General features: G+C 71.0%; 12 protein-coding genes and 1 pseudogene. 3 read left to right on the forward strand and 10 right to left on the reverse strand.

What is annotated here, in order from left to right; genetic code table 11:
- Nucleotides 1-132 precede the first annotated feature (132 nt).
- Nucleotides 133-645: pseudogene (locus tag ACNFOC_RS23575) on the forward strand (flavoprotein); the annotation flags it as partial.
- Nucleotides 646-648: 3 nt separating this feature from the next.
- Here the strand turns inward: ACNFOC_RS23575 and ACNFOC_RS23580 are convergent.
- From ACNFOC_RS23580 to ACNFOC_RS23605, 6 genes are all read right to left on the reverse strand, one after another.
- The gene (locus ACNFOC_RS23580; RefSeq protein ID WP_416961087.1) at nt 649-1,503 is read right to left on the reverse strand and encodes a hypothetical protein; all 855 of its coding nucleotides are present in this window, start codon (nt 1,501-1,503) and stop codon (nt 649-651) included.
- Nucleotides 1,504-1,786: 283 nt separating this feature from the next.
- Entirely contained in the window at nt 1,787-3,106 is a 1,320-nt protein-coding gene (locus ACNFOC_RS23585) for an alpha-glucosidase/alpha-galactosidase (RefSeq protein WP_416961088.1), read from the reverse strand.
- A gap of 38 nt (nt 3,107-3,144) precedes the next feature.
- Nucleotides 3,145-3,963 (reverse strand): carbohydrate ABC transporter permease, encoded by an 819-nt coding sequence (locus ACNFOC_RS23590; RefSeq protein WP_416961089.1) that lies wholly within the window; start codon nt 3,961-3,963, stop codon nt 3,145-3,147.
- Nucleotides 3,960-4,907, reverse strand: coding sequence for a carbohydrate ABC transporter permease (locus tag ACNFOC_RS23595; RefSeq protein WP_416961090.1), 948 nt, complete (start codon nt 4,905-4,907; stop codon nt 3,960-3,962). The genes ACNFOC_RS23590 and ACNFOC_RS23595 overlap by 4 nt, the downstream gene beginning before the upstream one ends.
- A gap of 23 nt (nt 4,908-4,930) precedes the next feature.
- Nucleotides 4,931-6,226, reverse strand: a complete 1,296-nt coding sequence (locus ACNFOC_RS23600; RefSeq protein WP_416961091.1) for an ABC transporter substrate-binding protein — start codon at nt 6,224-6,226, stop codon at nt 4,931-4,933.
- Nucleotides 6,227-6,236: 10 nt separating this feature from the next.
- Nucleotides 6,237-7,190, reverse strand: a complete 954-nt coding sequence (locus ACNFOC_RS23605; RefSeq protein WP_416961092.1) for an endo alpha-1,4 polygalactosaminidase — start codon at nt 7,188-7,190, stop codon at nt 6,237-6,239.
- A 258-nt stretch (nt 7,191-7,448) separates the two neighbouring features.
- Between ACNFOC_RS23605 and ACNFOC_RS23610 the strand changes: the two genes are divergently transcribed.
- A complete protein-coding gene (locus ACNFOC_RS23610; protein ID WP_416961093.1) occupies nt 7,449-8,420 on the forward strand; it encodes an aldo/keto reductase in 972 nt (323 codons plus the stop codon).
- Between the two features lie 42 nt (nt 8,421-8,462).
- Here ACNFOC_RS23610 and ACNFOC_RS23615 read toward each other — a convergent pair whose 3' ends face one another.
- On the reverse strand, nt 8,463-9,242 hold the full coding sequence (locus tag ACNFOC_RS23615) for a phytanoyl-CoA dioxygenase family protein (RefSeq protein ID WP_416961094.1): 780 nt from the start codon (nt 9,240-9,242) through the stop codon (nt 8,463-8,465).
- Between the two features lie 577 nt (nt 9,243-9,819).
- On the opposite strand from ACNFOC_RS23615, the gene ACNFOC_RS23620 reads away from it, so the two are divergent.
- On the forward strand, nt 9,820-11,631 hold the full coding sequence (locus tag ACNFOC_RS23620; protein WP_416961095.1) for a ricin-type beta-trefoil lectin domain protein: 1,812 nt from the start codon (nt 9,820-9,822) through the stop codon (nt 11,629-11,631).
- Nucleotides 11,632-11,634: 3 nt separating this feature from the next.
- Here ACNFOC_RS23620 and ACNFOC_RS23625 read toward each other — a convergent pair whose 3' ends face one another.
- Genes ACNFOC_RS23625 through ACNFOC_RS23635 form a run of 3 tightly spaced genes read right to left on the reverse strand, consistent with a single transcriptional unit; the run spans nt 11,635 to nt 14,183 of the window.
- Nucleotides 11,635-12,126, reverse strand: a complete 492-nt coding sequence (locus ACNFOC_RS23625; protein ID WP_416961096.1) for a universal stress protein — start codon at nt 12,124-12,126, stop codon at nt 11,635-11,637.
- Nucleotides 12,127-12,142: 16 nt separating this feature from the next.
- A complete protein-coding gene (locus ACNFOC_RS23630; protein WP_416961097.1) occupies nt 12,143-13,456 on the reverse strand; it encodes an SLC13 family permease in 1,314 nt (437 codons plus the stop codon).
- Between the two features lie 7 nt (nt 13,457-13,463).
- Nucleotides 13,464-14,183: a DUF4232 domain-containing protein gene (locus tag ACNFOC_RS23635; protein WP_416961098.1), complete on the reverse strand. Its 720-nt coding sequence runs from the start codon at nt 14,181-14,183 to the stop codon at nt 13,464-13,466.
- Nucleotides 14,184-14,221: the final 38 nt, after the last annotated feature.

Below are 14,221 nucleotides of genomic sequence, written 5' to 3' on the forward strand. Positions count from 1 at the left end.
AGTTTACTGCACCCGAAGACTCTAGGTCAGCGACCAAGAAATGGGTGATCTCATGGCAGCACAGCGAGCGGCGGCAGAGCGGGTGGCAGCACAGCGGACGGAAACAGCGCAGGTCGTCATCGCCGGAAACAGGACTCCAAGCCCTTCCTCTACGTCGTCGTCTGCGCCGCCGGGATCGCCGCGGACGTCGGCCAACTGATCGCCGCCGCACAGGAGTTGGACTGGGAGGTCGGGGTCATAGCGACCCCGGTCGCGATGGGCGGCTTCTTCGACACGGCCGCCGTCGAGGCGCAGACCGGGCGCCCGATACGGTCGGCATGGCGTACCCCCGGTGATCCGCGCCCCTTCCCGCCCCCGGACGCTGTGATCGTCGCACCCGCCACCTTCAACACGATCAACAAATGGGCGGCCGGTACGGCGGACACGCTCGCGCTCGGCACCCTGTGCGAGATGCACGGCCTGGGCGTCCCGACCGTCGTACTCCCTTGCGTGGGCGACGCGTTGGCCGCCCATCCCGCGTATCGGGCGAGCCTGGAACGACTGCGCGGGATGGGCGTCCGCTTCGGTGATCCCTACTCCGGCGAGGTCCAAGAGGACGGCGGGCGGCCGGAGTTCGGCTGGGAGCGGGCGCTGGACCTGCTCTAGCAGTCAGCCGCAGGTCACGGTCGGTCCCGCCAGCATGCCCCCGGTGTACAGCGCCTGACCCTGCGGCATCCAGTAGCCCAGCTTCGAAACCACAGTGGAACAACGGGATTTGAGCGCGACACGGACCACCACGGTGTCCGGGTGGCCGGGCTGGAGATCGGTGAGCGCGCAGTCCAGGGCGTGCGGGAGCCGGTCCTTCGACGGGTGGCGGCCGATCAGCGGATTCACGCAACGGGCGTCGGACGTGGTCAGCTCCGCCCCCGTGCCCTCCTCCGCGATCAGCCCGAACCGCGCGCTGCCGTCGCCCTCGACGCTGTGCCGCTGGACCGTGTACGTCAGCGTGGTCACCGAGTTGGGCCGCAGCGTGTTCCGGTCGACCTCGATGCCGTGCGTGGCCCTCGGCCTGGGCGCGGTCAGGGTCAGCGTGGCGTGGACGGTGCCTTGCAGGTCCACGCCCTCGGGCGCGGAGCGGACGCGCACGGTGGCCGTGAAGTCGTACGTCCCCGGGCCCGGGTACTCGCCCGACCCCGGAAGCTTGCCGGACGCGACCGTCCCGCCGTCGCGCGCGGCGGTCCAGGTGCCCGAAGTGCGGCACGTGTACCGGACGGTCGCCCTGAGCTGTCCGCAGGTCGCGGGAGCCGAGACCGCCATGGTCGGGGTGCCGCTGCCCGCGCAGAGGCTGACGACGGCGTGCTGGCCGCGCGCGCCGTGCAGGGTGCCCGCGGGCGCGCACAGGGTCGACGGCGGCTCGGGCGGGGCCGGCGCCGGGTCCGTGCCGCCCCACGCGGGCGACACCAGGGCGAGCGGCAACAGGACCGCCCCCATCAGAATCCTCAGGCTGGTCGAACGTCTCGGCACCGCGTTCCTCCCGTACGGCACGACCGGCCGGGCGCCGGTCGTCCGCACCGAGGATGCGCGCCCCCGGCGGCCGCCCGGCCGCTCCCACGCCGGGCGGCCGGGGGCGGTCACACCAACGCCGGACGGCCGTGACCGGCGCGGTGTCGCTCACGGCTCCGGGCCCTCGTCGGTCGGCCGGGGACGGTCGTGCGACGCCGGATGCCGGGGGAGCGACGCCGGGTTGCTCCGGGCCCCGGTCCCACGCCCGGTGGCCGAGGGCGGTCACGCCTCGCCCGGACGCCCGTCAGTGGCCCAGCAGCTCCCGCAGCTCGGGTTGCAGCAGCTCTCCGTGCGCCTGTACGAGGTCGTCGCAGAGGTCCCAGATCCGTTCGACCGGCAGGGCCGCCGCCGTCGCCGGGTCGGCCATCGCCGCGTGCCGGATGTGGCGCGGGTCGCCGTCCGTGGCCGCGCGGACCACCAGGTCGGTGACCGAGACGTACGCGCTGTTGAGGGCCGCGCACTGCGGGGGCAGGGCGCCGATCCGGGTCGGCTGGACACCCAACGCGTCGACCAGGCACGGGACTTCGACGACAGAGTCGGCGGGGAGGTTGTCGATGAGGCCCCGGTTGGGGACGTTGCCGTAGACCGTGCGGGGCGTGCCCGTGACGATGCTGTGGATGATCTGCGGGGCGTACTCCAGCGTGCCCTCGACGGGGAGCGGGGTGCCTGCCGCGAGGGCCTCGCGGGTGCGTTCGTAGCTCGCGGTGTTCTCCTCGATGATCTCCAGGTACGCGCCGACCGGCAGCCGCAGCCGCTCGATCTCCTCGGGGTGGTGCAGATACCAGGGCACGTACTCGGCGGAGTGCTCGCTGGTCTCGGTGGGGTAGTGGCCGAGGCGGCGGTACATGTCCACGCGGACCCGGCGCAGCAGTTCGGGGTCCTTCTCGATCGTGTCGTCGAGGAGCGGGTACAGGCTCTGGCCCGCCCGCTCGAAACGCAGCACCCAGGCCTGGTGGTTGACGCCCGCGGCCAGGTAGGAGACCTCCTCGAAGGGGACGCCCACGAGCTGGGACAGGTCGTGCATCGTCCAGTACACCGAGTGGCACAGACCCGTCGCCCTGAGGGCGGGGGCGATGCGGCTCAGGTAGAGGAGGTTCATCGCCATCGGGTTGGTGTAGTTCAACAGGTGGGCGTCCGGGCAGAGTTGGGCCATGTCCTCGGCCAGTGACCGGAGTACCGGGAAGGTGCGCAGCGCGCGGAAGATGCCCCCGATGCCGAGGGTGTCGGCGATCGTCTGGCGCAGGCCGTAGCGGGTGGGGACCGCGAAGTCGGTGCGGGTGGCCTCGTTCATGCCGACCTGGACGATGTTGACGACGAAGTCGGCGTCCGCGAGGGCTGACCGGCGGTCCAGGTTCGCGGTGATCTCCGGTGTGGCGCCGCGTACTCGGGCGATGTGGCGGGCCGCGCCCTCCGCCGTCGCGAGCCGTTCCGGGTCGATGTCGTGCAACGCGATCCGCGCGTGGGCGAGTTCGGGGAACGCGAACAGGTCGGCGAGCAGGCCCTGCGTGAACACCACACTGCCGGCGCCGATGAAGGCCACCTTCACAGCGCTGCCGTCTGTCATCAAGTTCCTTTCAGCGAAGCCGAGGTGAAGTGTGCTGCTCATCCCTTGAGCCCGCTCGACGTCAGCGACTGGATGAACGTCTTCTGCGCCAGCAGGAACGCCACCAGCACCGGCACCACCGTGATGACGTTGCCCGCCATCACCGCCGACCACTTGGTGTGGTGCTGTCCCTGAAAGGTCGTCAGGCCCAACTGGAGGGTGTACTGCGTGTCGTGGTTGATCGCGATCAGCGGCCACGACAGGTCGTTCCAGGTGGACAGGAAGGTGAGGACGGCGACCGTGGCGAGGGCCGGCCGGGCCAGCGGCATGACGATCGAGAACAGCACCCGCAGCCGCGAACACCCGTCGATCCAGGCGGCCTCCTCCATCTCCCTCGGCAGCGCCAGGAAGAACTGCCGGAACAGGAACACCGCGAACGGCGTCACCAGCGACGGCAGGATCAGCGCGCCCAACGAGTCGATCAGCCCGAACCACTTCATCACCAGGAACGTCGGGATCATCGTCAGCTGGAACGGCACGACCATCGTCGCCAGCATCAGCCCCAGCACCAGCCGCGATCCGGCGAACCGCATCCGCGCGAACGCGTACCCGCCGAGCGACCCCAGCAGCAGATTCGACACCACCGCCACCGACGCCACGATCAGCGAGTTCGCGAACCAGCGCGGGAACATCGCGTTGCCCAGCACATAGCGGTAGCCGCCCAGGTCAACTCCCTTGGGCCACAAGGCGGGTGGGAAGCGGTTGATCTCCGCGTTCGTCATCACCGAGCTGAGCAGCAGCCATACGAACGGCAGCGCGAAGCACAACGCCAGCGGGGCCAGCACCAGATGCCACGCACTCACCCGCCGCGCGCTCATCGCAGACCTCCTTCCGTACGGCCCTGCCGCCGCCTTACGACCCGCAGCGCGCCGCCCGCGACCAGCAGGGCCACCGCGAGGACGTACGCGGACGCGGCGCCGTAGCCCGCGGTGAACATCTGGAAGGCCTGCTGCCAGACGAAGTACACGATCACCGTGGTCGAGCCGAGCGGACCGCCCTTCGTCGTCACGTAGATCAGGTCGAACACCTGGAGCGAGGTGATGAACTGCCACAGCAGCAGGAACACCGTGACCGGTGTGAGCGCGGGCAGCGTCACATGGCGCAGCACCTGTGCCCGGCCGGCGCCGTCGATGCGGGCCGCCTCGACGAGTTCGGGCGGTACGTCCTGGAGCGCGGCCAGGTACACCACGACACAGAAACCCACCCCGCTCCACAGCGAGATCAGCACCAGCAGATACAGCGCCTGGTCCGGGTCGGCGAGGAACCCCTGCGCGGAGACGCCGAGTTGGTGCAGCAGCGCGTTGGCGACGCCGAACTCCGGGTCGAGGATGAAGGAGAACAGCACGCCCTGCGCGGTCGCCGACACCACGAACGGGATGAACACCAGCGTGCGGTACAGGCCGATGAGCCGGATCCGGCGGTTGAGCGCCAATGCCAGCGCCAGCCCGCCGACCAGGCTGAGCGGCACGTACAGGGCCGCGTACAGCAGCGTATTGCCCACCGCCGTACGGAAGTTGGGGTCCTGCGCGAGGGCCCGGTAGTTGTCGAGACCGACCCAGCGGCCGGGCGTGACCAGGTCGTCGGCGCGGAACGACAGCAGCAGCGACCAGACGACGGGCACGACACTCAGCCCGAGGATCACCACGACCGAGGGTCCGATGAACGCCCAGGCGGTGGACCGCTCTTGACGGGCGCGACGGCGCGCGGCCTGGGCGGCGGCGGGTTGCGCGGGAAGGGTGAGGGCGCGGGGCAGTGTGGACATCGGGGTCTCCCGGAAGGGGGAAGTCACCTGGGGATCAGCAGGGCCGCGTCGGCCTTGTCGGCGCAGGAACGGAGCGCCTTCTCGGGGGAGTCCCGGCCGAGCAGCACGGAGACGATCGCCTCGCCCAACGCCTGCGAGATCTGCGGATACGCGGCGTGGACGGGCCGGACACGGGCCGAGCGCAGGGTGTCGGTGAAGACGTCGAGCCCGACCGTACGAGCGCTGTGCTCCCGCCACTCCGGCCGTGCGGCGGTACCCGTGCTCAACGGCAGACCGCCCGCCGAGATGTCCCAACGGACGTCGTGGACAGGCGAGTTCATCCACTTCACGAACTCCACGGCCGCCCGGGACCGGGCCGAACCGTTGTCGAAGACCGTCCACGTGTCGGGCCCGGAGATGGTGACCGCGTGCCCGCTGTACGTCGGCAGCGGCACGACCCCGTAGTCGATCTTCGCGGTGATGATGTCGGGCAACTGCCAGGGACCGGTCGCGACCATGGCCATGCGGCTGTTGAGGAACACCTGGTAGAGCTGCTCGCTGCCGGGCTTGGTGTCGAGGTACGCGCTTTTGTCGTGGCCGAGTTGGGCGAGGGTGCGAAGGGCGCGGACGCCCTGGTCGGCGAAGCCGATGTGTTTGCCGTCGGGTGCGACGACCTCGCCGCCGAGATCCCACAGCATGGGCCACAGCCGCCACACCGTGTCCTCGTCGCCGACGGCCGGCCAGCCGGTGCCGAAGACGCCCCGGTCGTGGTCGGTCAACCGCCGTGCGGTGTCGGTGAATTGCTCCCAACTCCAGCCAGGCTCCGGGTAGTCGAGCCCGGCCTGCCGGAACAGCTTCTTGTTGTAGACGACGGCCAGCGAGTCGAGCACCGCGGGCGCGGCCCGCACCCGCCCGTTGACGGTGACCGCGTCCCGCACCGGCTTCCAGAACGTGTCCCACGGCGTCGGCCCGTCGCGCATCGCGGACGTCAGGTCGACGACCCGCGGGCTGCGTGCCACGCTCGCCAGGTCCGAACCGAAGATGTAGGCGATGTCCGGGTAGGAGCCGGCGGCCAGCGCGGCGGTCACCTTCTGGAGCATCGCGTCGGCCAACACCCCACCGCCGCCCGGGTCCACGCGGATCTTCGGATGGGTCCGGTTGAACTCGTCGACCAACGCCTCCACCGCCTTGCGTCCGGTGTCGGTCTGCCCGTGCCACAGCTCCACGGTCACCCGGCCGTCCGAACCGACCCCGTCGGAGGCACCGCCCGCACATCCGCTCGCGGCACCGATGGCGGCCGCCCCGAGCAGCAGCCCACGGCGTGACATCCCGTTCCCCATCACGGCCTCCTCACCGCACCTTGCGGACGTAGTCGGCGCTGCCGGGCGTCGACACGTCCAGATCCCGGCGCACGATGCTGAGCCTCCCCGCGAAGCCCGAACGGGCCTTGCGCAGACCGGAGTCGGAGTACTCGATGACGATGACCCGGTCGTCGAAGGCCTTGGCGTACTCCCCGCACTCGTCGTACTCGGCGCACTCCTCCGCGATCGCGAAGTCGAGGCCGGTCTTCTTCCTGAGCCCGGCCAACTCCACGGTGTTTTTCTGGGCGATGGCCAGGTGCCGGGCGTGCGCGTGCCGGGAGAGCAGGGTGATGAAGGCGGTCGCGTCGTTCGCCGTCAGGAGGTGCTGGGAGCGGGTGTAACTGTCGTAGTTGTCCGGCTCGATCGCGTCGAAGCCCTTGGCCGCGCAGCCGTCGATCCACCGGCCGACCCGCGCCGCCACCCGCTGCCGCTTCGCCGCCGTACCGATGTCGAGGAGTGCCTCGCCCCAGTCCTCGTCGACGACCACCTCGCCGTCCGCGTCGCGCAGCAGCAGGTCGGCGGGCCAGGAGGCGCGCTCGTCCGGCTGGGCCTGGAAGGCGTTGACGTAGCAGATGTTGTAGAGGCCGGGCGCGGGCGCCGCCGTACGGTCGCGGCTGACGATCCGGACGCCGGCGGGCGGGGGATAGGCGCCGCCGATCTGGTAGTCGAAGTCGGCGTGGAGGGGCGGGAGTTGAACTGTGCCGGGCGCCGAACGAGAGGCGCTCGCCGAAGGCGTGGCGCTTTTCGACGGCGCCGCGCGGGACCGGCTCTCCGAGGGAGCCGGACGCGACGGGCTCTCCGAAGGCGCCGCGCGCGACGGCTGTTCCGGCGCCGAACTGGTCGACGTTCCGCACGAGGTCAGGACCACCGCGGTCGCGACGGCGCCGCTCAGGACAGCGGCCGTCCCGAGACCTCCGACGCGGGAGACACCCCTGACGGGCATGTCCGCTCCATCGATCGCGGGTACGACCCCGCCTCGGACCGGATGGAGCCGCGGTCCTGGCGACTGTGGCCGGGCTTGGAACCTGTCCGCTACCGGCTGGGCGCACCTCTGCGTACCGCGCCGCACGCGCGGGCACGTCCAGGATCAAAGCGCCCGGCCACGCCACTCGTCAAGGGTGCGTGCACATGCGCGACTTCGAGTACTCACGAAGTCGTACGCTCCAAACCGGTACCGAACTCGAAGGCAGGAGCAGCAACGATGCAGTACGTGAAGCTCGGTTCGACCGGCCTGGACGTCTCGCGGATCTCCCTGGGCTGCATGACCTACGGCCTCCCGGACCGCGGCACCCACGAGTGGACCCTCGACGAGGAGGCCTCGCGCCCGCTGATCCGGCAGGCGCTGGACGCCGGGATCAACTTCTTCGACACGGCCAACGTCTACTCCGACGGCACCAGCGAGGAGATCACCGGCAGGGCGCTGAAGGACTTCGCCCGCCGTGACGAGGTCGTCCTGGCGACGAAGGTGCACGGCCGGATGCATGACGGGCCGAACGGCAGCGGCCTGTCCCGCAAGGCGATCATGACGGAGATCGACCACAGTCTCGAACGGCTCGGCACCGACTACGTCGACCTCTACCAGATCCACCGTGCCGACCCGCACACCCCGGTCGAGGAGACGATGGAGGCGCTGCACGACCTGGTGAAGGCGGGCAAGGTCCGCTACATCGGGGCGAGTTCGATGTACGCCTGGCAGTTCGCCAAGCACCAGCACATCGCCGAGCGGCACGGCTGGACCAAGTTCGTCTCCATGCAGAACCACTACAACCTCCTCTACCGCGAGGAGGAGCGCGAGATGCTGCCGCTCTGCGCGGACCAGGGCGTAGGTGTACTCCCCTGGAGCCCGCTGGCGCGTGGCCGGCTCACCCGGGACTGGGGCACCACCACCGAGCGCAGCAGCACCGACACCTTCGGCAACCGCCTCTACCAGGACGGCGACCGCGCCATCGTCGAGGCGGTCACCCGTATCGCCGGCGACCGGGGCGTCCCGCGCGCCCAGGTCGCCCTGGCCTGGCTGCTGCACCAGAGCACGGTGGCCGCGCCGATCGTGGGCGCGGGCAAGCCGCAGCACATCGAGGACGCCGTGGCCGCCGTCGAACTGGAGCTGAGCGACAAGGAGTTGGAGGAGCTGGAGCAGCCCTATGCTCCGCACGCGATCAGCGGCCACTCCTGACGCGTCCCGACAGGGCTTGCGCCAGGGCGTCTTGACGATCCGTCAGTGTGGGCCGTGCGGCACGAACTCCGTGCCGCACGGCCCCGCCCCGACGCTCTCCGCCAACGGCACCCGCTCACCGCTCATCGAGATCGTGCGGTAGAAACTCCCGACGCGGTCGGCCGAGCGGCCCACGTAGTGCCCGATGAACGAGCGGCGGAAGCGGTCCGCGCTGCGATTGGGCTGCGAGCCGTGCACCAGGCTGCCGTTGAAGAACAGGACGTCCCCGGGCGCCATGTCGACCGGTACGGCCGTGAGCCCCGGCGGCGGTGGCACGTACTCGCGCGCGAAGGACACCCCGGCGTCCGCCTCCTCCGGGCAGAACACGTCCATGCGGTGAGTACCGGGCACGACCTCCAGGCCGCCGTTGTTCCGGTCGATCTCGTCGCAGGCGATCCAGGCGGCCACACAGGTGCCCGGCTCGGTCCGCAGATAGAAGTTGTCCTGGTGCAGCGCCTGGCCGCGCGCCCCCGGCGGCTTGAAGTAGAACATGCTCTGCGCGGCCAGCACCTCCTCGCCGAACAGGCGTTCCAGGACGCTCCGCAGGCGCGGGTCCAGGAGGAAGCGCAGGGCGACTTCGTTGATCTCGTGCGGGTGCATCACCCTCGGGTGGGTCCGGAGGGGATCGTCGGAAACGCGCGGTTCGAAGTGCCCGGGCACCGGACCGGCCGCGTGCAGCGCGGTGAACTCCGCACAGAGCCGGTCGATTTCGTCGTACTCGAACAATCCGCGCGCGACCGTGAACCCGTCCTCCTCGAACGCGCCGAAGTCCGTGGCCGTCATACGGGACCTCCTCGATGTGATGTCACCACCACAGTGTCAGGAGGCCGGGCGCGTGCCTATTGGTTGGCCGTGAACTCCCTCGTCGGTGATGTCGTGGAAGTCGTCAACTCCCGTGGCCTCCCCGGCTCGTCGGACAATGGGCCGGGCCGCCTGAACATGACCTGGGAAAACCGGAAGGAGGCCGTCCCCGCGTCCGGCGCGCAGGGTACGCCGGACGGTCTCGGGCCAATGGTTTCTGGATTTCCCGTGTGGATACGGTGGCAATCCCATAACGGACCCGTTTGACGAATCGTCAATTTACGTGGGCCCGTACGCAAAGCACAAAACCGAGGCAGACCTTGTTCCGCTTCGCTGACCTGTGCAAAGGTGTGCCTGTCGGCGCGCGGGCACATAGATGATTCCCCTCCGCGCGCTCGAGGCCGCTCCCGTACGTCACCCCCCTTGCTTCAAAAGAGCTGCCCCAGGCGGACGTTCGGGATGCCATCAATCGGACGGGCGGACCTTGTCGGCCTGTCGGCAGGGTCGCATACCCGCCGGTATGGACCGTATTCCGCGTTTCACCTGGAGGAATGCAGCCGTGAAGGACGCAGGTCCCTCGAATTCCCCGACTTCCGCTCACCACTTCGAAGTGACCGACGAGCAGCTCAGCGCCGAGCTGAAGAAGTGGACGGGGACGACGCCCGCGCTGCAACCCGTCGGCGAACTGCTGGACCGGCACTGGGAAGCGGCCTTCGCCTATGCCCAGTTGTGCACCGACGGACCGCACCACGCCGGAATGCTCACCACGGCCGCTTTCACCCGGCTCTTCGGGGAATCCCTGCGGCAGTCCGGACCGACCGCGGCCTGGCGCCCCCAGGTGCTGGTCACCGTGCGCCGTATCGCCGCCGAATGGGTCGCCGACCACCGGCAGGAAATGCTCCACCCCGATCTGCGCTGGGCGGGCGGCGGCGGTGACCGCGTCGCGGCCCGGCTGCTGCCAGTGCCCGAACGGCGCCTGCTCTCCCGGGCGTTCCAGCGGCTGCCCCAGTCGGCCCGCACGCTGCTGTGGCACATCGAGGTCGAGTCCGAACCCTTCTCGATACCCGCCGGACTGCTGGGCCTCGACGAGGAGGGCGCGGACATCGAACTCGGGCGCGCCCGCGGCCGGTTGCGCGAGGAGTGCCTCCAGGTCCACCGTGAACTCGCGCAGGACGACGAGTGCCAGCGCTACATCCGGCTGCTGGACGTCACCTTCCGGCGCGGCGGCGCCGAGGTCGACCCGGACCTCGCCATGCACCTCAGCCTGTGCAAGCACTGCCGTTACACCGCCGACCAGTTGAACCAGTTCAACGCCGGACTCGGCATCGCGCTGGCCGAAGCGGTGCTCGGCTGGGGCGCGCGGGCCTATCTGGAGGTCAGGGCCGGCAGCCGCGTGCTGCCCGCCGAGGTGCCGTCCGCCTCGACCGAACTCGCGGTGCACCCCGGCCCGCGGCGCGGCGAACTCAGATCGGCCCACAAGGCGGCCCGCCGCGTCCGCCGCCGCAACCTCGCCGTGGCCGTGCTGACCGTGAGCGGACTGGTCGTCCTCCCGCTCGTCCTGTGGTCCATCGGCGGCTCCGGCGGCGACAAGACCACCACCGAGAACCAGGCCGCCGGCGCCTCCGGCACGGGCAAGGAATCCGCCGACCCCTCCTGGGTCGGCAAGAACGACACCACCCAGGGCACGCTCAGCGGCCGGCTGCACAACGTCGAGTCCGGCCTCTGCATCGGCGTCGCCGGCAACAAGCCCCTCCAGGGCACCGAGGCCGAACTACAGACCTGCTCCTCGGCGGCCGGCCAGCAGTGGTCGTACGAGACCGACGGCCAGCTGCGCAGCACCGCCGACCCCGGCCTCTGCCTCGACTCGCACCTCGCCTTCGAGGTACAGCTCGCCCCCTGCACGGGCACGTCCTCGGCGACCGCGAAGAACATCCGCTACGACTTCACGCTCCAGGGCATCCTCGTACCCCGCTGGAACCAGGACCTGGCCCTGACACCCGCCTCCACCGACGGCGGCGGCGCGCTCGTCCTGAAGAACCGGGCGGACGGCTCGGCGCAGCGCTGGGTCTTCGACACCTCGAAGGCCGACCCGCAGATGCAGGTCGTCAACTGGGACACCGACAGCACCGATTCGCCGGCCCCCACGACGAAGAAGGCCGCCCCGACACCCTCGAAGACCTCGACGGCCACGCCCACCCCGACGCCGAGCGCGTCGACCCCGCAGTCCACGCCGACGACCTCGGCCCCGACCATGGACTACTGCGACTACTACCCGTCGTACTGCGAGGGGAGCGGCCAGGGCGGCGGCTGGTCCGGAGGCGGCGGTTACAGCGGCGGCGGGTCCGGCGGCGGGGACCACGGCGGCCGCTGAACCTCAGTGGTGCGGCGGTGGCGGAGGCGGCAGGGTCGCGATGCCCGGCGCCGCCTCCGGCCACACCAGCAGCACCGGACAGGGCGCGTGATCGACGGCGAACCGGACGGCGGGCCCGAGACTGTGCGGGCCCAGCCGGGCCCGGTCGCCGTCCCGGGCCAGCACCAGCAGATCGGCGTCCCCGGCGGCGGCCACCACCTCCCGCTCGACCCGGCCGGCCCGCTCCACCCGGGTGCATGGCCGCCCGAACCGCTCGGCCGCCGCGTCCAGCAGCTCCGCCGCCGAGGTACTGCCGAGATCCTCCAGCCGGGTCCCGGGATCACGCTGCGGACCACCCCGGCCGAGCAGCCCGGCGAACGCCCCGTGCGCGACACCGGGCACATCCGGCCCGCTCACATGCAGCAGCACCACCTCGTCCGCCTCCGGCGCATGCGTCCGTACGGCGTCCACACAGGCGGGCCATGTGCCCTCGACCAGCCAGGCGATCACACGCATTCGGCCTCCCTCGGTGTCAGAGAACCTGGAGCGACACCCACAGTGCCACCACCGCCGGGACGAGCGCCGACGGCACGGCGAGCAGCCCCAGCTTCGTGAACTCCCGGAGATCCACGCCGTGTTCGTGCTGATGCACGATCCGCCGCCACAGCAGCGTCGCGAGCGAACCGGCGTAGGTCAGGTTCGGCCCGATGTTCACCCCGAGCAGCACCGCGAGCACGGCCCCGGGCCCGGACTGCGCGGTGAGCGGCAGCAGGACCAGTACCGCCGGCAGGTTGTTGATGAGATTCGCCAGTACGGCGGCCAGCGCGGCGATCCCGAGCAGGGCCGCGATCCCGGTCCCGCCGGGCAGGATGTGCCCGAGCGCGTCCGAGAGCCCGTTGTCCACCACCGCCCGCACCACGATCCCGAGCGCCAGCACGAACGCGAGGAAGGACGGCGCGGCGGCCCGTACGACGGTGAGCGGGGTCGCCTGCCGCCGCAGCAGTGCCCGGCCGGCGAGGACGAGCGCGCCCGCCAGCGCGGCCCACGCCGGATCGATGCCGATCGCGGAGGTCAGCACGAACCCGGCGAGGGTGCAGGCGACGGTCGCCAGCGCGAACACCGGCAGCTCGGGCTTGTCGCCGGACACCGGCGAGGGCGCCGCCGCCGCGAGGTCGCGGGCGAAGAACCTCCGGAACACCAGGTACTCGGCGCCGATCGCGACCAGCCAGGGCAGCACCATCAGCCCCGCGAACCGGGTGAAGCTCAGGCCGCTCGCCGCGAACGCGAGGAGGTTCGTCAGGTTGGAGACCGGCAGCAGCAGGGAGGCGGTGTTCGAGAGGTGCGTGCACGCGTAGACGTGCGGCTTGGGACGCACCCCCATCCGGGACGCCGTCGCGAACACGACCGGCGTCAGCAGCACGATGGTGGCGTCCAGACTCAGCACGGCCGTGATCAGCGAGGCCAGCGCGAACACCGCCGTCAGCAGCCGGCTCGGGCTGCCCTTCGCCCACTCCGCCATCCACGCGCCGCAGGCCCTGAACAGCCCCTCCACATCGCAGAAGTGGGCCAGCACGAGGACCGCGGCGAGGAACCCGACCACCGGCCCGAGCTGCTCGGCCTCCGCCCGCGCGTGGTCGAGCGAGATCGCCCCGGTGGCCACGGCGACCCCGGCGGCTGGGACCGCCATCACCGCCTCCGGCCACCCGAAGGGACGGACGACGGCCCACACGAGAACGGCGACGAGCAGGACGACGGAGAGGGTTTCGGCGAGCGGGGTGTTCAGGGGACGGTCCTCCGGGACGCGGGACGTGGTGCCCGCCCCATGTAACCAGGCCGCGGCGCGCAACCCGTGATCAGGAACCCGTACCCGCGCTGAACACCGTCAGCCGCACCGAGGACGAGTTGCCCGACACGGGCACCGCGCCCGCCGTCCACTTCACGTGCAGTGTGTCCTGCTCGTCGGGCGGGGTCACCGCCAGCAAGCTGGGGGTCGCCGTCTTCGCGCCGCTGATCTCCGGGTTGGAGAAGGTCAGACCCGCCCAGGCGCTCTGCCCCGGCTTCAGCGTGACCGTGGTGGCGGCGCTGCCGGACTCGCGCTGCGGGTCGTCGCCCAGCTGCGTGCCGGACGCGTTCAGGAACGCGGCGCCGGGATAGCCGCGGACCGTGCAGGTACGGCCCGACGCGTTGGTGAGGACGATCGGGAAGTTCTCCTGCCCGGCGCCCGGGTCGTTGGCGCCCACCGTGGCCCGCAGCTCGGAGGTGTGGCACCGGGTGCTGCTCGCGGTGGTGCCGGAACCGGTGGAGGAGGACGTGGAAGTGGAGGAACCCGACGAGGTGGAGGTCGAGTCCGAACCGGTCGCGGTGCCGGTGTCGGTGCCGCTCGATGCGGAAGCCGGGGTGCCGGACCCGTCGGCCGAGGGGTCGCCGCCGGCGGGCGCGGCCGTACCCGACTCGGTCTGCGGGCTGCTCACGGTGCCGCTGCCGTTGCCGCAGGCCGTCGTCGTCAGACCCAGGACGGCGATCGCGCTCACGAGCAGGGCCGCCCGGCGCAGGGACTGGGACGTGTTCGCCATCTTCAACACTCCTGGAAGTTCACCGCACAGCGCCTCGC

The sequence above is a fragment of the Streptomyces colwelliae genome (assembly GCF_048158785.1).
Taxonomy (GTDB): domain Bacteria; phylum Actinomycetota; class Actinomycetes; order Streptomycetales; family Streptomycetaceae; genus Streptomyces.

Excerpts from the sequence above, each read along its gene's own strand:
- ACNFOC_RS23585 (WP_416961088.1), bottom strand. The coding sequence starts at position 3,106 with ATGACAGACGGCAGCGCTGTGAAGGTGGCCTTCATCGGCGCCGGCAGT.
- ACNFOC_RS23590 (WP_416961089.1), bottom strand. The coding sequence starts at position 3,963 with ATGAGCGCGCGGCGGGTGAGTGCGTGGCATCTGGTGCTGGCCCCGCTG.
- ACNFOC_RS23595 (WP_416961090.1), bottom strand. The coding sequence starts at position 4,907 with ATGTCCACACTGCCCCGCGCCCTCACCCTTCCCGCGCAACCCGCCGCC.
- ACNFOC_RS23600 (WP_416961091.1), bottom strand. The coding sequence starts at position 6,226 with ATGGGGAACGGGATGTCACGCCGTGGGCTGCTGCTCGGGGCGGCCGCC.
- ACNFOC_RS23605 (WP_416961092.1), bottom strand. The coding sequence starts at position 7,190 with ATGCCCGTCAGGGGTGTCTCCCGCGTCGGAGGTCTCGGGACGGCCGCT.
- ACNFOC_RS23610 (WP_416961093.1), top strand. The coding sequence starts at position 7,449 with ATGCAGTACGTGAAGCTCGGTTCGACCGGCCTGGACGTCTCGCGGATC.
- ACNFOC_RS23615 (WP_416961094.1), bottom strand. The coding sequence starts at position 9,242 with ATGACGGCCACGGACTTCGGCGCGTTCGAGGAGGACGGGTTCACGGTC.
- ACNFOC_RS23625 (WP_416961096.1), bottom strand. The coding sequence starts at position 12,126 with ATGCGTGTGATCGCCTGGCTGGTCGAGGGCACATGGCCCGCCTGTGTG.
- ACNFOC_RS23635 (WP_416961098.1), bottom strand. The coding sequence starts at position 14,183 with ATGGCGAACACGTCCCAGTCCCTGCGCCGGGCGGCCCTGCTCGTGAGC.